General features: G+C 42.2%; 17 protein-coding genes. 10 read left to right on the top strand and 7 right to left on the bottom strand.

Annotation, left to right across the window (positions count from 1 at the left end):
* Positions 1 to 70 precede the first annotated feature (70 nt).
* Together OKW21_RS04650 and OKW21_RS04645 are read left to right on the top strand one after the other, a co-directional pair.
* Entirely contained in the window at positions 71 to 2,218 is a 2,148-nt protein-coding gene (locus OKW21_RS04650; protein ID WP_277477773.1) for a S9 family peptidase, read from the top strand.
* A gap of 30 nt (positions 2,219 to 2,248) precedes the next feature.
* A complete protein-coding gene (locus OKW21_RS04645) occupies positions 2,249 to 3,031 on the top strand; it encodes a toast rack family protein (protein WP_277477770.1) in 783 nt (260 codons plus the stop codon).
* A gap of 112 nt (positions 3,032 to 3,143) precedes the next feature.
* Here OKW21_RS04645 and OKW21_RS04640 read toward each other — a convergent pair whose 3' ends face one another.
* The 3 genes from OKW21_RS04640 to OKW21_RS04630 form a co-directional block, all read right to left on the bottom strand.
* Entirely contained in the window at positions 3,144 to 3,392 is a 249-nt protein-coding gene (locus tag OKW21_RS04640; RefSeq protein ID WP_277477768.1) for a hypothetical protein, read from the bottom strand.
* A 321-nt stretch (positions 3,393 to 3,713) separates the two neighbouring features.
* Positions 3,714 to 4,199, bottom strand: a complete 486-nt coding sequence (locus OKW21_RS04635; RefSeq protein WP_277477767.1) for a GNAT family N-acetyltransferase — start codon at positions 4,197 to 4,199, stop codon at positions 3,714 to 3,716.
* Positions 4,200 to 4,441: 242 nt separating this feature from the next.
* Entirely contained in the window at positions 4,442 to 5,077 is a 636-nt protein-coding gene (locus OKW21_RS04630; protein ID WP_277477765.1) for a peroxiredoxin, read from the bottom strand.
* 270 nt (positions 5,078 to 5,347) lie between these two features.
* Here OKW21_RS04630 and OKW21_RS04625 point away from each other — a divergent pair, with 270 nt between their 5' ends.
* Positions 5,348 to 5,902, top strand: coding sequence for an EF-hand domain-containing protein (locus OKW21_RS04625; protein ID WP_277477763.1), 555 nt, complete (start codon positions 5,348 to 5,350; stop codon positions 5,900 to 5,902).
* A gap of 85 nt (positions 5,903 to 5,987) precedes the next feature.
* On the opposite strand, the gene OKW21_RS04620 is transcribed toward OKW21_RS04625, so the two are convergent.
* Positions 5,988 to 6,986 (bottom strand): Hint domain-containing protein, encoded by a 999-nt coding sequence (locus tag OKW21_RS04620; RefSeq protein WP_277477761.1) that lies wholly within the window; start codon positions 6,984 to 6,986, stop codon positions 5,988 to 5,990.
* 332 nt (positions 6,987 to 7,318) lie between these two features.
* Between OKW21_RS04620 and clpB the strand changes: the two genes are divergently transcribed.
* Positions 7,319 to 9,931 carry an ATP-dependent chaperone ClpB gene (gene clpB / locus OKW21_RS04615; protein ID WP_277477759.1) on the top strand — a complete coding sequence of 871 codons (2,613 nt, stop codon included), beginning with the start codon at positions 7,319 to 7,321 and terminating at the stop codon, positions 9,929 to 9,931.
* Positions 9,932 to 9,987: 56 nt separating this feature from the next.
* On the opposite strand, the gene OKW21_RS04610 is transcribed toward clpB, so the two are convergent.
* On the bottom strand, positions 9,988 to 12,288 hold the full coding sequence (locus OKW21_RS04610) for a tetratricopeptide repeat protein (protein ID WP_277477757.1): 2,301 nt from the start codon (positions 12,286 to 12,288) through the stop codon (positions 9,988 to 9,990).
* Positions 12,289 to 12,396: 108 nt separating this feature from the next.
* On the bottom strand, positions 12,397 to 12,930 hold the full coding sequence (locus OKW21_RS04605) for a hypothetical protein (protein ID WP_277477755.1): 534 nt from the start codon (positions 12,928 to 12,930) through the stop codon (positions 12,397 to 12,399).
* 262 nt (positions 12,931 to 13,192) lie between these two features.
* On the opposite strand from OKW21_RS04605, the gene ruvA reads away from it, so the two are divergent.
* The 5 genes from ruvA (at position 13,193) to OKW21_RS04585 (ending at position 22,702) form a co-directional block, all read left to right on the top strand.
* Positions 13,193 to 13,843, top strand: a complete 651-nt coding sequence (ruvA, locus tag OKW21_RS04600) for a Holliday junction branch migration protein RuvA (RefSeq protein WP_277477754.1) — start codon at positions 13,193 to 13,195, stop codon at positions 13,841 to 13,843.
* A gap of 27 nt (positions 13,844 to 13,870) precedes the next feature.
* Positions 13,871 to 21,037 (top strand): T9SS outer membrane translocon Sov/SprA, encoded by a 7,167-nt coding sequence (sov, locus tag OKW21_RS04595; RefSeq protein WP_277477753.1) that lies wholly within the window; start codon positions 13,871 to 13,873, stop codon positions 21,035 to 21,037.
* Between the two features lie 102 nt (positions 21,038 to 21,139).
* Entirely contained in the window at positions 21,140 to 21,520 is a 381-nt protein-coding gene (gene gcvH, locus OKW21_RS04590; protein ID WP_277477752.1) for a glycine cleavage system protein GcvH, read from the top strand.
* A gap of 43 nt (positions 21,521 to 21,563) precedes the next feature.
* Positions 21,564 to 21,935: a VanZ family protein gene (locus tag OKW21_RS32675; protein WP_420870096.1), complete on the top strand. Its 372-nt coding sequence runs from the start codon at positions 21,564 to 21,566 to the stop codon at positions 21,933 to 21,935.
* A gap of 92 nt (positions 21,936 to 22,027) precedes the next feature.
* Positions 22,028 to 22,702 (top strand): energy transducer TonB, encoded by a 675-nt coding sequence (locus tag OKW21_RS04585; RefSeq protein ID WP_277477750.1) that lies wholly within the window; start codon positions 22,028 to 22,030, stop codon positions 22,700 to 22,702.
* Between the two features lie 487 nt (positions 22,703 to 23,189).
* On the opposite strand, the gene OKW21_RS04580 is transcribed toward OKW21_RS04585, so the two are convergent.
* Positions 23,190 to 23,609, bottom strand: coding sequence for a DUF1573 domain-containing protein (locus OKW21_RS04580; RefSeq protein ID WP_277477749.1), 420 nt, complete (start codon positions 23,607 to 23,609; stop codon positions 23,190 to 23,192).
* A gap of 235 nt (positions 23,610 to 23,844) precedes the next feature.
* Between OKW21_RS04580 and OKW21_RS04575 the strand changes: the two genes are divergently transcribed.
* The gene (locus OKW21_RS04575; protein ID WP_277477747.1) at positions 23,845 to 24,801 is read left to right on the top strand and encodes an FKBP-type peptidyl-prolyl cis-trans isomerase; all 957 of its coding nucleotides are present in this window, start codon (positions 23,845 to 23,847) and stop codon (positions 24,799 to 24,801) included.
* Positions 24,802 to 24,831 lie beyond the last annotated feature (30 nt).

Here is a 24,831-nt window from a genome sequence, read left to right as displayed (position 1 = left end):
TTTTAATATGACTTTAACCACAAATTTGAGAGCAAAAATATACTGCATTTTATTTTCATTGAGCCTGCCTATGATGTTGTGGGCCCAGGCAAAGCAGCCCATCCTCACTTCAGATGTACTGAAAATAAAAACTGCTAGCCAGATCCGTGTTTCACCTTATGGCAACCGAGCGGTATACATAGTGACGAGCATGACAGAAGATGAGGAGCAGGATTACAAATACCTGCACCACCTATGGCTAGCCAATCTGGAAAATGACAATCCTTCGGTACAGCAACTTACCTATGGAGACCATAGCGACAGCCAACCCGTCTGGTCTCCTGATGGAAACAAGATTGCCTTTGTACGAAAGCATGAAGATCAGTCACAAATCTGGATATTGCCCCTCACCGGTGGCGAAGCTTATGTACTTACACATACCGAAAATGGAGCCTCTAACCCACAATGGTCACCGGATGGTACTAAAATCCTTTTTACTTCCAGCATTCCTATGGAAGAGCTATCCGGTACACCTACATGGGATTACGAAAGGCCGGGCCGGACCTTGGGTGACACTCCGGACTTTAAAAAGGATAGTACAGAAGAAAGCCAGCTGAGTCCCGATGGTGACCTGGAATCGGTGCGAGCCTGGCTTGCCAAAAATGCCAGCAAAGAAAACCCTATGGTAATCAACCGACTGGATTTTCAGGGTGAGCTGGGACTGGACAATACAATGCTGTTTCAGCACCTGTTCGTGATAGACGCTAAACAAGAAGCCGAAGCCACACAGCTCACAGATGGTTACCAGAATTTCCAATCCCCTTCCTGGTCACCGGATGGTAGCCGCATTGTGTGTAGCTCTATTAATTATGAGCAAATGCCAGACAGAGTCATTGACAGTGACCTTTGGGAAGTGATGGCCGATGGCTCCGGCAGCAGGCAACTCCTGGACATGCCTGATATGCGCCTGTATAGTCCCACTTACTCGCCTGATGGCGAAATGATTGCTTTTTCAGCTGCTTCAATGACTGATATTACATATGCGCAAACTGAACTGGGTGTAGCTCAGGCCGATGGCTCAGGAGCAGAAATCCTTACCCATGACTTTGACCGAAGTATCGGTGACATCAAATGGGGATACGATGGCAAAGAAATATTTTTCACCGCCTCTAATGAAGGTTATGTTCCTTTGTATAATATCAATGTGCGCAATGCCCGAACAGATTTAGTGCTGGGAGAAAACCTTGGCGTTAACAATTACGACCTGCATGAGGAAGTAATTGTCTATGCAGCTACCGAAGTCAACCAACCTTATGAAGTATACATGGCAGATGCTAAAGGAAGAAATGCTCAGCAGTTAACCTCCCTCAATCAGAATTGGCTGGCAGAGAAACAGCTTGTTCAGCCCAAACGCTTCAGCGTTCAAAATGATGGTCATGAAGTAGAATACTGGCTGATGGAACCCGTAAACCGCCAGGACAATGCCCAATATCCGGTAGTGCTTGAAATGCACGGAGGCCCTTCAGCCATGTGGGGCCCCGGTGAATTCAGCATGTGGCATGAGTTTCAGTTGCTGTGCAGTTGGGGGTATGCAGTGGTTTATGCTAACCCCATAGGAAGTAGCGGCTATGGAGATAGCTTTCGCCGGGCAAATTACCAAAACTGGGGTGAAGGACCAGCCAGTGATGTACTGGCAGCCCTGGATGATGCTATGCAAAAACACAGCTGGATAGACAGTGAGCAGCAGTTCCTGACGGGAGGTAGCTATGCCGGTTACCTCACTGCCTGGATTGTTTCTCAAACGAATCGCTTTGAGGCGGCAGTTGCCCAACGAGGAGTGTATGAGTTGGAGTTTTTCTTTGGCGAAGGTAATGCCTGGAGACTTGTGCCTGATCATTTCGGAGGGTATCCCTGGGAAGCGGATGCCAAAGCCGCTATGGAAGCCAATTCCCCGCAAACCTTTGTCGCCAATATTCAAACACCACTACTCATCATGCATGCCGATACAGACTTACGCACCGGAGTAAGACAATCCGAACTGCTGTACAGAAGCCTGAAAGTTTTGGAAAGACCGGTAGAATATGTACGCTATCCGGGAGAAGGGCATGAGCTTTCACGCTCAGGAAACCCCCTGCGGCGAATGGACCGGCTTAACCGTATCGTGGAGTTTTTTGAACGTTATGCTAATCATTCGGTGAAGCCCGCTGCCACTGAAATAGATGCTGCAGGTCATAAATAATTTGCCTAACTTATCAAAAACTCTTTTATCATGAGTAATAAGCAGCTATTATTTCTTTTACTCCCATGCTTAGTGGCTTGCGAATTCAACAGTGAGTCCAGGAATAACGGAGGGGTAAGACAGGCCTCTCAGACGATCAAGCTGGATGAAGTAGAAACTGTCAAAACCGATATCTCCATGAAAGCCGGGAGGCTGACCGTAAAAGGTGGAGCTGAAAATCTGGTAGATACTGACATTACCTATAGTCATGAAGATTGGCAGCCAGAAATTGAATATACTTCCACCGGAAACACCGGACGGCTGCGTATAGAACAGCCTGATATCAACAACTTTAATTTTAATATAGGTGACGATGATGCCAATAACTGGATCATACAGCTGAATGATGCACTTAGGCAGGATTTGAACCTCTCCATAGGGGCGGGAGAGACTGAAATAGACCTGAGAGGACTCAAACTTAATAGCGTAAGCCTGGATGCTGGCGTAGGTGAGCATAGTCTAAACCTGGCCAATACCTCCCTGCCAGACTTAACAGTGAATGCCGGTGTAGGTGAAGTATCTATTGACTTGAGTGGTCAGTGGTATAATGACCTGGATGCGGAAGTCAATGGAGGGATAGGAGAGCTCAACCTGCTGTTGCCACGTGAAATTGGGATACGGATAGAAGTAAACGGAGCTTTAGGCTCAGTTAACGCCCCTGAATTGAACAAAGATGGCCGGGTGTTTACCAATGATCTTTACGGAGAATCTAAATATGTTATTAGCCTGGATGTAAAAGCTGGCATTGGTAGTGTGAATATTAGTTTAGAATAATTACCTATATAAGCTGTCTTGCTTGGCACTGAGCAAGAACAAATAATTTATCCATAGATTTAGTAGAGCAGCATAGCATGTTGCTCTTTTTTTATCTATAAAAAATTTTTTCTCATGTCAGTAAAATACTACCTGCCCAAATTAGCTTAATGAGCCTATTAATGGCGCTCATACTGCTAAATAGCTCCTGCCGCGAGCTTATAGATGAAATGAAGGTAATTATGCGTCCCTGATGGTAGGTAAAGAAGTTGAAACCACCATCGGTATTCATATAAATCACAAGTTCAGATGCCTGTTGGTTTACATCTTTACTTCTAAGCCTGAGCCCCTGGTACCCCTGGATATTTACAATTTGGCCCATGGAAACCGGCTGAAATGCTTCAGCGCGGGTGAAGCTTTGGGTTCAAATGGTCTATATCCTGCCCATCAAAGTGACCTGGTATGGCTTCACCCAATACTTATCATTAGTGTATCCTCAAACTCTGTATAGTATGGACGGGTATAGATTTCAGCATTGAAAAGAGCGACCGGTGTTGGTGCGCATGCTGTGATACCGAGAGGTAGACCTAAAAGACAAGCAGACTTTATCATAGATTACAGAGTAGATAATACTCATTATGCGTTTACCTCAACTCAATTGTTGATATTAGCGTATGGTCTAACCTGCTTATTGGTTCACCTTTTATCTCTCAATATTTTTTACCATCATAAAGTTAACGAACACAACTCCATCAATAACTTTCTGCTGAGGTTTGATCATACGAAAGCCATGCTTTTCAAAAAATGAACGCGCAGTAATGCTGGCATCCAGGTGAGCCTCATTTCTACCCTGTTGGGTGATATAATCCAACAGCTGCAGTAAAATAGTAGTACCTGCCCCTACTCCCTGATGATCTTTATGTACGAAGAGTGTATCAATGTAACCATCTGAAGTGGCTGAGCCAAAACCTATCACCTGCTTATTGTGCTCTGCAACTATAAAATATTGATGTTTGATCCGGTCAGACCAGCGGTGGGTCTTTTCATACCTGGCTGCCCAGGCGTTTACCTGCTTTTCACTATAATCCTGCGTACTAATGTTCAATATTGTGTCTCTGAACAAGCTTGTCACTACTTCCTGCTCATCTGGTGTGGCTGGCCTTACTTTAATCTTTAATTTTTTAGTCATAAATCTGTATTGCTACTTATCTTGGGGTGATTAGGATAAGTGTATGTTCACTTACTAATACTTTTTAAATCTCATAATTTACCAATATTACTTGAAAGAAACAGTATAAAGTTCGTTAAGTCTACTTACCCTTCCCCTCTGGCAAACAATTTTATGATAAGAATCAGAAGATTTATTGACGGGGCTCTGACATAAAAAAAGCCTGCAAAATGACTCTTGCAGGCTTCAATAAGGGCTTTTAATTAGCGGTTGGGCTGAGGTGTAGTTCTCAGATATGGCTTGATTACCTTATGTCCTTTGGGAAATTTCTCAGGGATATCCGCATCAGCTATAGCAGGTGCAATTACCACATCCTCTCCATCTTTCCAGTCTGCTGGTGTAGCTACACTGTAGTTGGCAGTAAGCTGTAAAGAATCAATTACCCTTAACAATTCTAGGAAGTTACGACCAGTAGATGCAGGATAAGTCAGCGTAAGCTTTATCTTTTTGTCTGGGCTTATGATGAATACTGAGCGAACGGTCATGCTGTCGGAAGCATTGGGGTGCATCATTCCATACAGTTCTGCAACTTTCTTATCGGCATCCGCGATGATTGGAAAGTTTACTGTAGTATTCTGCGTCTCGTTGATGTCATTGATCCAGCCTTTGTGAGAATCAAGATCATCAACACTTACGGCTATCACTTTAACATTTCTTTTCTCAAACTCTGACTTAAGCTTGGCTGTTCTTCCCAATTCAGTAGTACATACTGGCGTATAATCAGCAGGATGAGAAAAGATCATTCCCCAATTATCTCCCAGCCATTCGTGAAAGTTGATTGTTCCTTCGGTAGTTTCCGCGGTAAAGTCAGGTGCGGTATCTCCTAGTTTAAGTTCCATGTTGTTTGTTTAGGTTTGATGAAAAAATTAATACTAAAATCAATTAATGAGCATTTCAGACAACAATCTGCTTTGATTGCTAAAAAAACACTCAGTGTATCATACGGATGTAATTGTGAAAAAGACATCAATTCACACTTTTTTTTCAAAAAGCTTTTTTTCCATCAATAAATAATTTCTCAAATACCCATCTACTTTCTAAAACAAGCCTTCATCTCATCAGTTTTCATTGCACACAATCACATTTTTTGAACTAAAGAATTATATTTTATGAGACACCACATAGTATTTTTTGCATTAGGATTTATCATGATGTTAGGTTTTTCTGCCTGCAACAGTTCCAACAATGAAGGCACTGCTTTTCAGGATTGGGATTCCAATCAGGACGAATTACTTGACAATAATGAGTTTGATAATGCTTTTACCAACTCACCCTATTTTGACAATTGGAATCAGGATGGGGATCAATATATCAGTGAGAATGAGTTTTATCAGAGCTATGCAGCTATGATAGATGAGAATGAAGATGGGAATATCAGTAATGAGGAATGGGATGCCGCTGTCAACTCCTACTTCAGCGGATACGATTTTAAAGTAGAAAACCTGATGGAAGAATGGGACCAAAATAGTGATGGAAATCTTTCCAAAGAGGAAATTACATCTTCCTTAGCCGAAAGCGATTATTTTGACGAGTGGGATTCTGACGGGGATGAGCAGCTTAGTGAAAAAGAATTTGCGAAAGGCACCTTCTCTACCTGGGATACCGATGGAGATGGCCTTGTTCAGGCTGAAGAATACGCCGATTGGTATGATTCAGGCTTTTAGATAGTTATTAGTTTTCTTCAAAAGAAAATACCTTGTCCAAACAACAGACAAGGTATTTTTATGATCATGAGAAATATGATATTTATTATTTTTCCATTACTACCATTTCGCTAACCAGATAGCTTTCACCTGCTACCTCCAGGCTATAGACTTCACGCACAGAAGCGTACTGGTTGGTAATAAAATGCACCTGATAAGCTCTGCTGGATTGAGTCTGAGCATTATATTTATACAGTACATCTCCTGACTGTAAGTCTCCCAATGCTTTTACGCCACTTTCGGTCATCACCGGATGATTTGCAGTAGCTACTAGCTCAGTCATTTCTTCGGTAGCAGCCAGGTCAGCTGCTGAAGCTGTGATATTTTCCAGTGGAAACAAAATAGCTTTTGACAGCGCGATTGACTGCTTGCGATGTACATTAACAGCTTCTACTGTCACCGGAGAAAACTGTCCGTTTTCATATGCCAAAACCTGATCTCCGGGATTTACCATTTCTATAGTTTTAGCAGATCCATCTGCCATACTCACCAATGCATCAGCGGCAAAGCAAAAATCATAATCTGAGTTTTCCTGATCCATAACACTCATGTCTACTCCACTGCTTTTCTGCATCAGGTATGCTACTTCTTTAGAGAGTACATAAGACATTTTGAGCGCCACATCGCCTTCCTCACGATCATGCTGGTGGATATCATCAAAGTACATATTCCAGACATCACCTGTAGTAGCCATATTAGGGATAACCAGGTTAAACGTTTCATTCGCTTCGGTATTGGTAAAGAACACTACTAAACCCAATTCTCCCATGCTTGCACGGTCAATGAGTTTATATACATCTAACCTTTTCTTCACTCCACTATCTCCGGTGATAAAATAAGGAGGTTTCATTTCATAACGATCCAGTACATAGTCACCTGAACCTACTTTGACATAAGTATCATTGTCCAGATCTTCTACTGTGGCGGTTATTGCTAATTCATATTCCTCTTTGGTCATGCCACGAGGAGAATCCTGCGCCAGTAAGTTCGTCATGCTGCAAAACATTAGCGCGGCGATAAATAAAGGGTAAAAAGTCCTTTTCATAAGTCGTGTGTGAGATTTTTGTTCCTGATCAATCATAATTACTTTATAATTGGCAAATAACGAATTATTATAACTTATTTTCAATTATTAATAGAATATTATGCTGAATCATTTAATAAATGCGCAATTTTATTACTATTATTTTAACTCACCTGATAATTGTGCTATCCAGAAACAGGCGCTAATTTCATTTTAACAAGACATATTGTCACTATTTTTACCATAAATTTGGATTTTTGTGACATTATGTCTGAAAAATTTCCGATTTTGCACTTGGTTTCAGATTTGATTCATCTTATAGTAGTAAAGAAAATCAAAATCGCATTAGCCCTATGAACTTTAATAATTATACTATAAAAGCACAGGAAGCACTGCAAAAAGCTACTGAGATTGCCGGAAGCAATAACCAGCAGGCAATTGAGCCAGCCCATTTGCTGAAAGCAGTGCTCCAGTCCGATGAGAATATCATCTCCTTCGTGCTCAATAAGTTGAGTGTAAACAGAAATGCCATTGAGCAGGGCTTAGATGATATCATTAACGCTTATCCTAAAGTAAGTGGCCAGCAGCCGTATTTATCCAATGATGCTGCCGCCGCGCTGAGGAAAGCTGAATCTCATCTGAAAGAGTTTGGTGATGAGTTTATCACCATTGAGCATATGATACTAGGTGTCCTGGCAGGTAATGATAAAACTGCCAAGCTGATGAAGCAGCAGGGATTTGCTGAAAAGGAGCTGAAACTCGCCATCAAAGAACTTAGAGGAAACGACAGAGTAACTGACCAGAATGCCGAAGCTAAGTACAAGTCTCTGGAAAGGTATTCTAAAAACCTGAACCAACTGGCCAAAGCCGGAAAAATAGACCCTGTGATCGGTAGAGATGACGAAATCCGTCGGGTATTGCAGATTCTTGCCCGTCGTACTAAAAATAACCCCATATTGCTCGGGGAGCCGGGCGTTGGTAAAACCGCCATCGTGGAGGGTATGGCTCAGCGTATTGTGGATGGTGACGTGCCTGAAAACCTCAAGACCAAAACCATCATCGCTTTGGATATGGGATTGCTGGTGGCCGGAGCCAAATACAAAGGTGAATTTGAAGAAAGGCTGAAGTCAGTCATCAAAGAGGTTACTGATTCTGATGGTGAGATTATCCTCTTCATTGATGAGATCCATACGCTGATCGGTGCCGGAGGCGGTGGGGAAGGCGCTATGGACGCGGCTAACCTGTTGAAGCCAGCGCTGGCCAGAGGTGAACTCCATGCTATCGGAGCTACTACTCTGAAAGAATACCAAAAGTATGTGGAGAAAGATAAAGCACTGGAAAGGCGCTTCCAGGCTGTCATGGTAAACGAACCTGATTTACCGGATTCAATCTCCATCCTGAGAGGTATCAAAGATCGTTATGAACTTCACCACGGGGTACGGATTAAAGATGATGCGGTAATCGCTGCGGTAGAGCTCTCTAACCGTTACATTTCTGATCGCTTTTTACCGGATAAAGCCATTGACCTGATGGATGAGGCGGCTTCCAAGCTCCGCATTGAGATTGACTCTTTGCCGGAAGAACTGGATGAACTGAACCGACGGATAATGCAGCTGGAAATTGAGCGTGAGGCTATCCGCCGTGAAAAAGACAAAGAAAAAGAAACACAGCTTAACAAAGACATCTCTGAGCTTTCTGAGAGGAGAAACGACCTGAAAGCCAAGTGGGAAAATGAAAAAGCAGTGATCAAAGGCATTCGCGAGCAGAAAGAAGCGATTGACCACCTGAAAGTAGAAGCTGAACAGGCTGAGCGTAGTGGTGACTACGGTAGAGTGGCTGAAATCCGTTACGGAAAAATCGGAGAGAGCGAAAGCAAACTGCAGGAACTGCAGAAACAGCTTACAGAAATGCAAAGCGGCAGTTCGTTACTGAAAGAAGAAGTGGATGCCGAAGACATTGCCGATGTGGTAGCCAAATGGACAGGAATTCCTGTTTCCAAAATGCTGCAAAGCGAAAGAGAGAAGCTGCTTTATCTGGAAGAAGAGCTAGGCAGGCGCGTAGCGGGACAGGCAGAAGCCATTGAAGCATTATCTGATGCGGTACGTAGAAGCCGTGCCGGTTTGCAGGACCCTAAGCGACCAATCGGCTCGTTTATCTTTCTTGGAACTACCGGGGTAGGTAAAACTGAGCTTGCCAAAGCACTGGCTGAATTTCTCTTTGACGATGAGAACAATATGGTGAGAATTGACATGTCGGAATATCAGGAGCGACATGCGGTGAGTAGACTTATCGGCGCCCCTCCCGGATATGTAGGTTATGATGAAGGGGGACAGTTGACTGAAGCGGTAAGGCGCAAACCTTATTCAGTAATCCTGCTGGATGAGATTGAGAAAGCACATCCTGATGTATTTAACATCCTGCTTCAGGTGCTGGACGATGGACGCCTTACTGACAACAAAGGAAGGGTAGCCAACTTCAAAAACACCATCATCATCATGACGACCAATATTGGCTCCGGATTGATACAGGAGCGCTTCATGAATATAAATGAAAGCAATGAAGATGAGGTGGTTGAAGAAACCAAGTTGGAAGTTTATGAAATGCTGAAAAAATCAGTGCGCCCTGAGTTCCTCAATCGTATAGACGAGACCATCATGTTCCGTCCATTGTCTAAAAAGGATATGCGGAAGATTGTGGACATACAGTTTAAACTTATTCAGCATCGCCTGGAAGAGAATGGTATCAAGCTGGAAGCTACCGATGAAGTACTGCGCTACCTGGGAGACCTTGGCTTTGACCCTCAGTTTGGAGCCCGTCCTCTGAAGCGAGTGATTCAGAGAGAGGTACTGAACAAGCTTTCTAAAGATATTCTTTCAGGGAAGATTGACAAGGATGCGGTCGTGGGGATTGAACTTGATGGAAACAAAAATATTAATTTTATTAACCTTGATGAGGTTAAAATCTAGATTAGGTTGTAACTGAGACGAAAAGGTGCGGATCACAATCCGCACCTTTTTTTATTTTATATTCTTAATCCTATCACTAGTACATCATCGGTTTGGACCTGATCTCCTTTCCAAACTTCGAAAGCTTCTGTAATCAAGGCAATTTGTGAGGTAACCGGCTCTTCCTGTATATTCTCCAGCAAAGCCATAAAGTTTCTGCGCATGAATTTTTTGTCCTTAGGCCCACCAAACTGATCCTGAAAGCCATCGGTAGCCATGTATATCATATCATTGCGATTCAATTTGATACACTGGTTAGAAAAGTTTTTGTCTGAGTAAAACGACCCTCCAAGTGAATAACGATTGGGATCCAACTGAATTAACTTTCCCTGCTGAGTAACATAGATTGGCATCTGTGCACCGCTATAACTAATTTCCAGTGTTTTTCTATCTATAATGCATACCGACATATCCAGGCCATCACTGGTAGCTTCTTCATGCCCCTGGTGCTGATGCAGCGCCTCTCTGATCTTGGTGTCCATTACTGACAGAATCACGTTAGGGCTGTTTACACAATTTTCAAGGATAAGCTCATTCAAAATTGAGTTTGATAAAACTGTCATGAAAGCTCCCGGTACACCGTGCCCGGTACAATCCAGTACTGCTACGATAACCTTGTCCCCTATTTCGTGTATCCAGTAGAAATCGCCACTTACAATGTCTTTTGGGCGAAAGAAAACCATGGAATCAGGGAAGAGGTGTTTTAGCTGATTTTTCTCGGGGAGTAAAGAAAGTTGTATACGCTTAGCATACATGATGCTGTCTGTAATATCCTGTTTACTCTCTTCCAGAAGCTTACTCTTGTTGACAATCTCATCTCTTTGCTTTTCAATTTTTACTTTCTGAACATTGATCGCTTCTTTTTGCCTTTCCAGTTCAAGGTTTGCTTTATTTTTGAGATTGTATTTACTGTAAAGCACCATTCCCATGACGCCAAAGAGGATAATACCGATAATCAGGCCATAGTTAACCATTTTCCTTTCATTGGCCTGCAATTCCTGAATTTCCTTTTCTTTCTGATACTGTTCTATCTGGGCCGTTTTCTTATCCGTTTCATATACTGTTTCAATCTCTGCTATCCTCTTGGCGCTTTCATACTCATAAAGCCGTTGCTGCTCCAGATCGTAAAATTTGAAGTTGACCATCGCCTGCTCCAGATTACCCACCCGGCTGTAATAGTTTGCAATGTTCAGATAGCAATCTTTAAGAATCGGACTGGCACCTATTTTCTTGGCATGACCAAGGCTGCGGTTTAGATACTCAAAAGCTTTGTCAAGCTGATTAAGGCTCATATAGGCCCTGCCTAATTCCAGCGTCGCTTTGGTCTGAAGCATCAAATCATCAAAATCTTCTGCTAAATCAAGCGCGCCTTCCAGCAGGCTGATGGCCCTCTCGTTTTCCTGCTGTAATATTCTTGTTCTACCTATGTTGTAATAGGCATAGCTCATGCCTCTGTCGTCTTCATTGGAACGGTCTAAGGCAAGCGCTTTTCTGAAAAAGTCCAGCGCGCCTTCGTAGTCTTCTGTTTCACGGAGTACTTCTCCCATACTGATATAAGCCGAGGATAACTCATAATCTTTGTTGTATTTACGGGACAACTCCATTGAAAGCAATAAATACTCACGTGCTCTTTCAAATGCACGTAAGTCATAATTGATACTGCCCATGGTATTCAGGAGTGCTGGCTTATGCTCTTCAATACCCAGCTCATCGTATATGGTCAGGGAGCGAACACATTTCTGGGTAGCCAGCTCATTTTCTCCCATATAGTTATGTATATCGCAGAGAAGCGATAAAACATGAGCCAGTTTAAGCTTATCGCCTATTGCCTCATACAAATCAGCTGAGGTCTGACAGTACTCCATGGCTAAAATGAAATTATCATTTTGATAACAACTATTTCCAACACTGTAGTAAGCGTTAGCCATACCCACAGAATCCTGATGAGTGCGATAAATCGCTACACTCTTATTTAGATAGAAATCTACGCTATCGAATACGTAGTAGTTGTTATGACAGTAATACTCCGCCAGGTGTAGGTATGCGTTAGCAATCCCTTTTTGGTATTGTGCTTTTTGAGCAAGCGAAAGCGCCTGCTGTGCCAGGTATTTCGCAGTATCGGGCTGGGTATATTCAAAAAAATAAAATATGTTATTAAGCGCGTCTGCTTGCTCTTCAAGACTATTGGCTTGTTCATAAACACGGTTCAGACTGTCAAGCTGGGCATGCAGCTGACCAGTGAGCATAAAAAACAAAAGGAAAAAAAAGCCCCCCTTACGTACACTCAAAATCTCACGATATGGTCTACTACTCTTCATGTAAATCTTTGCGCAACGCTTAGCTATAAGTACATATTAAACGTACGAACTTATCCATCAATCTTCAAATGTTCCACACTGATTATTAGAAAGTTAAGCAAAACTTTTTCAGTTCAGTGTTATATCCAGGGGGATATCTACCCAAATTTCCTGTTCCCCAACATATTGTTCTATAGAAAATTCTTTAAGTGAAATTCCTCTATCCCTTGCCTGCGACCTGATCATATCCACGACCTGATCCGGATTTGGCATTACAATAGGATGCGCTCTGATCACAGCTCGCAAGGCTTCGTTTGCGAAAACCGTATCTTGTTCCAGGCCTGTAGGGATCTGCTGAGTTTTTTCATCCAAAATGACTCCTATGAATTGTTGAATACTGTCTTCAGAAAGATTTTCAATGTCATAGTTAAGCACACCCACAATACCGTTAAGGGTTCCTGTTTCAACATATTCATGCATTTGAAAAAATTGAGATTTTAGCTCTTCTTCTTGGTAAGGCCCACGATAAAGATGGCCTGTAAAATAATAATCATCTACAGTCACTCTCTGAATTTCAACCTGATTGAAGCCTCCCAGAAAATAATAGATAAGTAATATTAACACGATTAGCGGCAGGCCAATCATTACAAGCTTTTTTTTCATATTGATGATTGATTTCTTTTATTGAAAAGTGAACTATATGATTTTTCTCCAGTTTAGCTAATCGCCAAACTGCTTTCTACCGATATAAATGGCTGCGTAGGCTTGCCAGTCAATGTGCGCATAACAATTTTATAGATTCATTGATGCGTTCAGCATTCAAATATCTTAGATACAAGAGACAAAAAGCAACTGTATTATCATAAGTGACTACGAAAAATTCTTATTATTGCGGAAACCCAATCCAACTACCTAAACTACATTTATGTTTGCATACATTGAGGGAAATATTACATACAAAGACCCCACCTTTGTGGTTCTGGATGTGCAGGGCATAGGGTATGAAATCAAAATATCACTTAATACTTTTGATGCCCTTGAGCGTCAATCTAAATTCAAATTATATACCTATTTACATGTAAGAGAAGATGCTCAAATCTTATTCGGCTTCGCCAGGGAGGAAGAAAAGAGACTATTTCTTGATCTTCTTTCAATATCCGGAGTTGGGCCAAGTTTGGCATTAATGCTGCTATCTTCTATGCAGGTAGAAGAATTAAAAATAGCAATTGCCGAAGGCGAAGTAAAAACAATTCAACGCGTGAAGGGAATAGGAGCAAAAACGGCACAGAGACTTGTACTTGAGCTTCAGGATAAAGTCAAAAAAGAACAATTAATTACATCTTCCGGAGGACAAGGATCTACTACAATTTCAGGGAGATACAATACTGTAAAAAGCGAAGCGTTATCAGCTTTGATAACGCTTGGTGTAAGCCGCTCAGCAGCTGAGAAAAGCATAGACAAGGCGCTTAGTGAATGGCAAAAAAAACAACGCAGCCTACCAGCTGGAGATTCGGGTACCTCTGAAGCAGAAATTCGCCTGGAAGAATTGATTAAGCTAGCGCTAAAAACCACTTAGTAAATAAAAATCAATCATAAGCAAACCTTGATTAACCTACGTAAACTCCTGCTAGTCCACAGAAGCAAGGAAAGTGTACGCATATTTAAGGACTCACTCTGGTGCCTGATTGGCCTCTCGTGCTTATTTTCCGGTCAGCTTATGGCTCAGGAGACTAACCCTCCTGCGGATACTGTTCAGACAGATTCTACCATTGTAGACTATGAACCGAGCAAACAGCCTTCATTTCGTTTGCAAGATCGTTATGGGAACCCTTTTGCTACGCCCACCACACCTTCTCCTTTCCAGCTTAGCACACCGGCACAGCTAGACTATGACATTCAGGTGGGTGATAGTACCATTAACTATTCTCTATATGAAAGAATCAATGGACTGGACTATCGTGCTCCCACAAACCTGAGCTTTGATGAATACTCTCAGTATCAGAACAAGCAGATTAAAAAAGACTACTTCAAAACACGTTCTATCGGGCTGGATGGCGAAAGCGCAGTAAGTGGAAAAAGACTAATCCCTCCCATCTATACCACGCCCATTTTTGACCGGCTTTTCGGAGGCTCTTTCGTAGATATTCGTCCTAATGGTTTTGTAACCCTGGATTTTGGTGGCCGCTTTCAACGTATTGATAACCCGCAAATACCACTGAGACAGCAACGTAACGGTAATTTTGAATTTGACCAGCAAATAAGCCTCAACGTAGTAGGTAAGATCGGTGATAAGCTGGCAGTTACGGCCAACTTTGATAACAATAACTCTTTTGACTTTCAGAACAACGTTAAGGTAGAATATACCGGTTATGAAGAGGAAATCATCCAGAAAATAGAACTGGGAAATGTCAGTTTACCGGTCAGCAATAGCCTTATTACCGGCTCTCAAAGCCTGTTTGGCCTGAAAACTCAACTTCAGTTTGGAAAACTGTTTGTTACCAGTGTAGCTTCCGTGCAGCGTGGACAGACCGATGCCATCACCATTGAAAGCGGCTCTCAAAACAGGGAGTTTGAACTGAGAGCCTCTGACTACGATGAAAACCGGCATTTCTTCCTGGGACATTTCTTCAGAAAAAATTACGAAAACTGGCTCAGCCGCCTGCCCCAGATTACTTCAGGTCTTAATGTAACCAGGGTTGAGGTATATGTGCTCAACAGAAATAACAATACCGAAACACTACGCAATATCGCAGCCTTTATGGACCTGGCGGAAGGTGAAACTATTTATAGAGACGAAAATTCTAATATTGTACCCGCTGAAGGTCCCGGCCCAACCCGTAATAACGCAAACCAACTATTCAACAGCCTGATCAATTCTCCAGCCGCCAGAGATATTGACCAGGTGAACACAGCGCTTACAGAAGATTTTAACCTCCAAAAAGCCACTGATTTTGAGATCATTACTTCTGCTAGAAAACTAACTGAGCGAGAGTATACCTTTAACAGCCAGCTGGGTTTTATTTCTCTGAACAGGAAGTTGCAGAATGATGAAGTATTGGCTGTTTCTTTTGAATACACATACCAGGGGCAGCGATACAAAGTAGGAGAACTCACAGAAGACTATCAGAATCAGGGAGACGATAAAGTGATTTTCCTTAAACTGCTGCGCCCCAGCAAGATCAATCCTGAAGTGCCTACCTGGGACCTGATGATGAAGAACATTTATTCGCTGAATGCTACCCAGATAGAACCTCTGGGCTTTCAGTTCAGGGTGGTGTATCGCGACGACCGTACCGGTATTGACAACCCAGCCTTGCAGGAAGGTGAGATCGCTAATGAACCGCTGATACGCCTGCTTGGCCTTGACCAGCTCAACCAAAACAATGATACCCAGCCCGACGGTAACTTTGACTTTGTAGAAGGTGTCACGATCAACCCGGACTTAGGTATCGTCATTTTCCCGGTGCTTCAGCCATTTGGAAATCATCTGGAAGAATTGATCAGTGAAGGGGCACCGGAAGAAGACTTGGTAAACAAGTATGTTTATGATGCTTTGTATGAAACTACCAAAGCCGATGCCGAGCTGATTACCACAAAAAATAAGTACTTCCTTACCGGAAGTTTCCAAGCCGGCTCAGCCAATGAAATTATGCTGCCAGGTTTTAATATCGCCGAGGGCTCAGTACAAGTATTGGCTGGAAATACTCCCCTAGTAGAAAATGTAGACTTTACCGTTGATTACAATTTAGGAAAAGTAACCATTATTAATGAAGGTGTATTGAGTTCAGGGAAGCGTATCCAGATACAATTTGAGAAAGCCGACCTGTTTAACTTTCAGCAACGCACCTTGCTGGGTACACGCCTGGATTATCGCTTTAATGATGACATTAACCTGGGAGCGACAGTACTTCACCTCAATGAGCGTCCGGTAGTTACCCGTGTTGCCATTGGCAGTGAGCCTACCCAAAATACCAAATATGGATTTGACTTTAATTACCGCAAGGAGTCACGCTTCCTGACCAAAATGGTAGACCTGCTCCCTATCGTTCAGACCAAAGCGCCCTCCAGCATTACGGTAAATGCCGAGTTTGCTCAGTTGATCCCAGGTACTTCCAATGTGGTTGATGGCGATGGCACTTCTTATATAGACGATTTTGAGAACACCAATACGCCTTTCAATCTGGGAGGATGGCAAAACTGGCAATTGGCAGCTACTCCAACGACTGACGATGAACGTTTTTTTGTTAATGATGATCTGGGTGAAGGTTACAAACGAGCAAAGCTTGCCTGGTATGTCGTAGATAATAGCGCGTTTTATGCAAACAGTGGAAACTTAAAGCCACCCAATATACCAGATAAAATTGGCAATCATTATGAACGTCCCGTTATTCCGCAGGAAATATTTCCTGAACAGAACCGTGAGGTAATCAATCTCAACTTACCTGTGTTTGATATGGTATTCTTTCCTGAAGAACGAGGGCCATATAACTATAACCCCAATCTGACGCCCGAAGGGAAACTCCCTAATCCGGAAGACAACTGGGGCGGTATTACCAGAGGAATTACTTCTGAAGTTGACTTTGACAAAACCAATATTGAATATCTGGAGTTCTGGCTCATGGACCCTTTCATCAGCGGAGAAAATGGTCAGGTCATAGATGAAAATAACACTACAGGTGGCCAGTTGGTATTCAACCTGGGAAGTATTTCGGAAGATGTGATCCCTGATGACAAGCACTTTTTTGAGAATGGCCTGCCGGAAGACTATAACGAAGAAAACGTAAATACTGGTCAATGGGGACGTACACCGGCCAGCCCATTTCTTACAGACTTTTTCAATAACAGTTCGGCGGAAGTAAGAAACAATCAGGATGTCGGCTTTGAAGGTATCCGCAATGATGACGAAGCCAGTTACTTTAATGACCTGATAAGTAGAATGCCTGCTCCCGCTCAGACAGCCATACAGGACGACCCTTCCGCGGATAACTTTCAGTATTATCTGGACCCAGCTTTTGATGAGCGTAATGCCCAGATTATTGAGCGTTATAAAAACTTTAACGGACAGGAAGGTAACACGCCCATATTGTCTGGTAATAACGAAAGGTACACTCCTTCCGGCACTCAAAAACCAGATAATGAAGATCTTAACCGTGACAATACACTCAGTGACCTGGAAGAGTATTATGAGTATACCATCAACCTTCGCCCTGGGCAGCTCAGAGTGGGTCAGAACTATATCGTAGACAAAACAGAAGGGCAAAACACTGGCGTAACCTGGTACTTATTCCGTATTCCAATTCGTCAGCCCGAAAAGAAGATAGGGAACATACAGGGCTTTAAATCTATCCGCTACATCCGAACTTATATGACAGGCTGGAGGCAAAAAGCCGCGCTCAGGATTGCGAAATTCCAATTTGTAGGGAGTCAGTGGAGAAGGTATAATGATGACCTCAACCGCAAAGGCCTCGGCGAATATACTGAGCCCTATGATCCTAACTTCACTATTTCGGTAGTAAATATTGAGGAAAACGCTACCAATGACGGAGAAGGCTCACCCTACATGGTGCCTCCCGGTGTCATCCGTGACAGAGATAATACTTCTCCTATTGACCGGCGTGTAAATGAGCAGTCTTTACAGCTTTGCGTAGAAGACCTGCAAGATGGAGATGCACGTGCTGCCTACAAAAACATGACACTGGACCTGATCAACTACGGTAAGATCCGTATGTTCCTTCATGCAGAGAGCCAAACGGCTGAGGACAGTACTGTTCAGGCATTTTTGAGATTGGGTACCGATTTCACTGAAAATTACTACGAAGTGGCCATCCCTCTGGTAATGTCAGAGCCTGGAGTCCTTGACGAAAGAGTCGTATGGCCGGAAGAGAATGAGCTGGATATTGATTTAAATGACCTGTATGCTGTCAAGTCCAGAAGAAATAACAGTGGAGATGCGATCAACTTACCCTATACTGAAAAGAGAGGCAGAAATATTATTACCGTAGTTGGACGTCCTGAGTTGAGTACCGTTCAAACTGTAATGATTGGTATCCGAAACCCACAAACACCCGACCGTGCTCCCAAGGATGTCTGTATCTGGGCCAATGAGTTGCGCGTGGGTGATTTTGATCGTACCAGTGGCTGGGCTGCCAACGCACGAGTAAATGCCCAACTGGCAGATGTGGCCAACATCACGGCCTCTGCCCGTCATATGACTTTTGGTTTTGGTGGTGTACAGTCCCGTATCTCTGAGCGCTCACGCGAAGAAGCTACCGAATATGATGTGTCTGCCAATGTTACAGTAGATAAGTTTTTGCCCCAGAAGTTAGGCTTAAGTATTCCTATGTTTGTGAGTTACGAAAAAGGTGAAATTGAACCCCAGTTTGACCCCCGTGACCCTGATATCCCCCTGGACGCTGCGCTTTCTGCCTTACCACCTTCCGAAAGAGCAGAATACCGGCAGATTGTAACCGATCAGGTGACCCGGCGAAGCCTTAACTTTACCAACGTGCGTAAGATTAAGCTCAATGAAAACGCGCGCTCAAACTTTTTTGACCTTTCTAACTTTTCCTTCTCGTACTCCTACAGCGATATTGAAAGGACTAATTTTAACACAGCTCTATACTCACAAAAAATAGTCAGGGGTGGCATCGGATACAACTATAGTTTCCCGGATACAAATGTGCAGCCTTTCGCAAATATTAACTTTCTGAACTCTCCCTGGTTGGCCCTGATCAAAGACTTCAACTTCTCCCCTCTTCCTTCTACGATCAGTATACGCGGAGATCTTAACCGTACTTTTGTGAAAACGCTCTACCGCGGCGTAGACTTGAATCCATTGGGAGAAGCACTTTACGAAAAAGCGTTCACCTTTAATCGTATCTACGATATGCGCTGGAATCTGACCCAAAGCTTATCGGTAGACTATGGGGCGAGAGCGTTTGCCATCATTGATGAACCTTTTGGAGAGCTGGATTCCGAGGAAAAAAAAGATACGGTATTTACAAACCTGAAGCAGTTTGGCCGCATGAAAAACTTTGACCAAAACATCACAGCTACTTATACCCTCCCCTTTGACAAGCTTCCATTAACCGACTGGATCAGTGCTGATGTACGCTATGCTGCGAATTATACCTGGCGGGCAGGGGCCCTCGGAATTGCGGACACTTTGGGAAATACTATTGAAAACAGTCGTGACCAAAGCTTAAACGGCAGGGTGGATATGGTAGGTTTATACAATAAAATCGCCCTATTGCGAGACATTAACAGTCCTCCGTCCCGAGGACGAGCGAGACGCCCGCAACCTGCCACAAACCCTCAAAATGAAGCTGATTCTACGGCTCAGGAAAAACCACAGCGTGAGGCTAAATTTGCCAAAGGATTTTTACGATTATTGATGTCATTACGTTCTATCAATGCCACCTATAATCTAAGCGAGGGTACGCTTCTTCCCGGTTATATGCCAGAAGCTCGTTTTTTTGGTATGGATAGTACTTTCAGCGCGCCCGGCCTGCCCTTTCTGTTGGGTAGCCAGGATCCTGAAATACGGAATGAAGCAGTAAGTAATGGCTGGCTTACTACCAGCAGCGCGCTTACCATGCCCTTTCAGCAGTCAAGAGTTGAAAATATTAACGTCAGGGCAGACATAGAACCTTTCCAGGATTTCCGGATTCAGGTGGATTTTAAGAAAACCAAAACCGGTACTTACCAGGAAATTTATCAGCTGGATTCTATCGTAGATCCACGTACCGGTGAGGTTACTTATGATTATACCGCACAAAACCCTGCCCGTATTGGTAATTACAATATCTCGGCCCTCACGCTGAGAACAGCCTTTGCCGAAGAAGATGCGGAAAACAACTCTGAGATCTTCAGAGAGTTTGAACAGAACAGAGCTATTATTCAGTCTCGACTGGAAAGTGAGAATCCTAATCCGGGAAGCTATGACTTGAACTCTCAGGACGTACTCATCCCTGCTTTTCTGGCTGCTTATTCAGGTCAGGATGCCAGTGATGTCAATCTAAGTCCATTCCCGAAAATTCCTTTACCCAACTGGCGGATTGATTACGCCGGTCTTCCCCGCTTGATTCCTGAGCTGAGTGATGTCTTTTTATCATTCAATATTTCTCATGGATACATATCAAACTATGCGGTAAGTAATTATACCAGCAATTTGCTTTATGGAGATGAAAGTTTATTGTTACTGAGTAGAAATGTAGAAGACTACCCCTTGGCCAGTCAGCTCAATGATAACGATCAGGGGACATTTGCACCAGTGTACATCATACAACAGGTTACCATCACCGAAAGATTTTCACCGCTCATAGGCTTAAATGTTCGTACCCGTAGTCGTCTCACTGGTAGAATCTCTTATGATATTGAAAGAAGCCTTGCCTTAAATATGTCCAATACTCAGGTTACTGAGCTGAACAGTAAGTCAATTAATGTTAATTTTGGTTTTACAAAGTCAGAATTAACGCTTCCATTCAGGGTAGAAGGCAGAGCAGTTACACTGGAAAACGACCTTACTTTCAACCTGGGTATGACTTTCAAAGATACCAAAACAGTGCAAAGAAAGCTGGATGAAGAAAGCACGGTAACCAACGGAAATATCAATTTCCAGCTGAGACCTACGCTGGACTATAATGTCAATGAAAAGTTAAATATTCAGCTGTATTTTGCCCGTACGCTCAATGATCCCCGGGTAACAAACTCATTCAAACGTACCACTACAGAGTTTGGCGTACAGGCACGCTTTAACCTTGCACAATAGCCGGGATAGGTTTAAAGCCGAGCCCCCGCTTATTATTGTATTCACTGGCTTTGCGCTTTGCTAAAAAAGCACTTACTTTTGACCAAAAGTAAAATTAATACTATGAATCTACCTGATAATTTGAAATACACTAAAGACCACGAGTGGGTAAGGGTTGAGGGAAATGAAGCTTATGTGGGAATCACCGATTTTGCTCAGGGTGAACTGGGCGATATTGTATTTGTAGAAATAGAAACTGAAGGTGAAGAGTTGAGCCAGGGCGAAGTCTTCGGCACTGTAGAGGCTGTCAAAACTGTTTCTGACCTTTTCATGCCTATTGATGCTAAAATTCTTGAATTTAATAGTGAACTGGAATCATCCCCTGAACTTGTCAATGAGGACCCTTATGATAAGGGCTGGATGGTAAAGATCAGCCTGGATGATACCTCTAAGCTTAATGAACTCCTTGACGCAGAAGCTTATAATGAGCTTATCGGAGGTTAGCCTGATCAAACGTACTTTTTAGTGGCCTGTGTATCTGCTTTCTATGTTTTTCAGATTTAATTTTTACACAATGGTGTGGGCGCTAATCATCTTAGCGTTAATCCTGTTACCCGGCCAGCAGATGCCTGAAATAAGTGTTAAATTCTTCTTAAGCATAGATAAACTTGCACACGCATTCGTGTTTTGTGTTTTAGTATTACTTATGATCATTGGCTTCACTAAACAATATACGTATCCGGTGCTCCGAAACAATGCAGCAAAATATTCGTTGTTAATATCGATGATATATGCAATCATTCTTGAAATACTTCAATTTTTAAGTAACGCAAGAATGGTTGAATTTTTGGATGCTACTGCAAATCTTGTTGGATGTATTTCCGGTTATCTGATTTTTTTGTTGATTTACAGACTTTAAGTTGGTTGTTCATTCAATTTTCTTGTACATCCGGTTTCAATTTTGTAATTTAAGTGCTAATATTACATAGTAATAATAATAAAAACTTGTTTATGGAATCTAAGAAAACACCCAAAGCCGATCTGAACAATAGGACCGGACTTCACCTAAGCATAGGCTTAGTGATCAGTTTGGCCGTTGTGACGCTTGCATTTGAATGGAAGTCTTACGACGATCAATCTCTTGTTGACTTAGGTGTTGTGGAAGATGACTTTGAGGATGTGATGGAAATACCGCCTACCGAGCAGCCACCGCCGCCACCACCAAAAATCCAACAACCCGAAATTATTGAGGTTCCTGATGAGGAAGAGATTGAAGAGGAAATTGAAATTGACCTTGATGTAGAGATAACCGAAGATACTCAGATTGAAGAGATGGTGTTTGAAGAAGCACCCGAAGAAGAAGTTTCTGATGAAATCTTCATGGTTGTTGAGGATCAACCTGAGCCACAAGGTGGTATGCAGGCTTTCTACGAATATGTAGGGAAAAACTTAAAATATCCTTCTCAGGCTCGTAGAATGGGTATTGAAGGAAAAGTATTTGTTCAGTTTGTAGTAAACACTGACGGTTCTATCACGCAAGTACAAGCCATTAAAGGTATTGGTGCAGGTTGTGATGCTGAAGCTGTTCGTGTATTGGAAAACGCTCCTAAGTGGAAACCTGGTAAGCAAAGGGGTAGACCTGTAAGAGTAAGAATGGTACTTCCTATTACCTTCAAGCTTGGATAAAGATTTGATTTAGATGTTAATATTGATTATTAGCAATAAAGCCGGTTCACTTAGTGTTCCGGCTTTTTTTTTCTTTTTCTCCTTAGCCTAAACCTGCACTAGCCTCTGTTTTATTTACGCCATAAAATTCACCGAGAATAATCATAGATTTTTGAAATAAACCACGCCCTACCCCCACTTTCATCTTTCCTAGTTTGAGTAGACATATAGCGCATAGAAGCGCATTCAGAATTTTAAAAGGCTGGATACTAAGACGAATTCTAGTCCTTGCCCCACCTTACATTTGGATTTTAATTAGGTGTAACTCATTTGGAAAGAAAGGAGGTCATATGCATTCTGTAGCTGTAATACTTATTTCTAATCATGCATTAAGCGTATTAGCTGTTAGATTAAGGTGAAGGGTTTTTAGCTCCTGCCTCTATTATAATAAAAAAAATGCGCCTCTGGAGAGACGCATTTATATAAATAAACCTGTTTACTGCAATTTTTACTGCGTACTATCCTTCTTAGGAAGCACATTGGTGATGATCTTTACCCTTTCCTGTGCATTTACAGCATTAGAGACAACAGTCACTACTTTATTCTGTTTGCCCATCTTTCCTGCACTATTAAAAGAAACTGCAATTTCTCCTCTCTCGCCAGGAGCAAGGGGCTCACGAGGCCATGAAGTTGCGGTACAGCCACATGTAGTCAGTACATTGGAAAGAATTAGCGGTTCAGTCCCTGTGTTCTCAAACTCAAATACATAATTTACTTTGTCTCCCTGTTGTATGTCACCAAAATCGTGTGAACTCTTCGCGAAAGTAACCTGAGGTCCATCTACAGGCCCATTATCTTTTGTTTCATCTTGTGCAAAAAGATGGAGAGAAAAAAGTAATACGGTGGATAGTAAGAAAATTTTTTTCATGATACTCAATATATGTAGATTTAAAGCTGATTATACAAAAACCATTCCTGTTAAAGAAGTGCAATTAAATCTCTTTAAGTTCACTCAAGTGCATAATGTTTTTGTTTATGCATTTTTTAGAAGCCGAGAGTAAACTTATTCCCTTTTCCAACCTTCCTTTTTTTCTTAGTGTCTAGTCTGATACACACAATCGCACAACTTATTATTAGATCAACTTAAAGAATTGTAAACTTTTATGAAAAAGATTTTTAAACAAAAGCAATTTCTTATCATCCCTGGCTTGGTGATACTAATGAGCGGCTGTCTAGACAATGAAGACTCAGAATTTGAAAAACAGGCAAAATTTGATGACCAACTCATTTCCCAACATTTAGAGCAAAACAGTATTACAGCTACAAAAGATAATAACAGTGGAATTTACTATGAGGTACTCAAAGAAAATACTTCTGGTACACCGGTAGAACAGGAAGATGTAATCTCAATTCGCTACATCATGAGAACTTTAGGGGGAAAACTGATTGATAGCTTAACTATGGGGGCAGAAGTAGATACTGTAGTACGCTTTCAGCATGTTCCGGGAGCAATATTTCCAGAAGGCTTCAATTGGGGAGTAAGACTTATGAATGAAGGAGAAAAATTCAGGTTTTATATCCCTTCTGATAAGGCATTTAAAAATTATTCATACAAAACACTTATTCCTTCAGAAACGATTCTTAATGTTGAAGCTGAAATCGTACAGGTACAATCATTAGATGATGTGCAGAAAGAGGAAATTGAGGCAATAGAAGATTACATCAGCGCGCGTGAATTAGAGGGTGTTTCTAAAAAATCTACTGGTATTTATTACCAAAGATTACAAGAGGGTTCTGGTGAAACCTTAAAAACCGGGCAAGTAGTAAAGGTGGCTTATAAAGGTGAGTTTATGAACGGAGAAGTTTTTGACAAATCTGAAAGCAATAAACCTTTGACCTTCGTTCTGGGCATTGACCAGGTCATCAAAGGCTTCGAAGAAGGAATAAAACTCATGAAAAAAGGTGAAAAAGGAAGGATTATTATTCCATCTGAACTAGCTTACGCACAAGGTACGCAAGTCATCCCTGGATTTATCAGGGAAGATTTTATGAAAACATTTCAACTGAGGGATATTCCCCCTTTTCAGACACTTATTTTTGAGTTGGAGATAGTGGAGTAACTAAATTAAGATAGCATCATATAATAAAAC

The organism is Catalinimonas alkaloidigena, from assembly GCF_029504655.1.
Lineage (GTDB): Bacteria > Bacteroidota > Bacteroidia > Cytophagales > Cyclobacteriaceae > Catalinimonas > Catalinimonas alkaloidigena.
The sequence above is the reverse complement of the archived record's forward strand: the minus strand, read 5'-3'. Positions and strand labels throughout refer to the sequence as shown.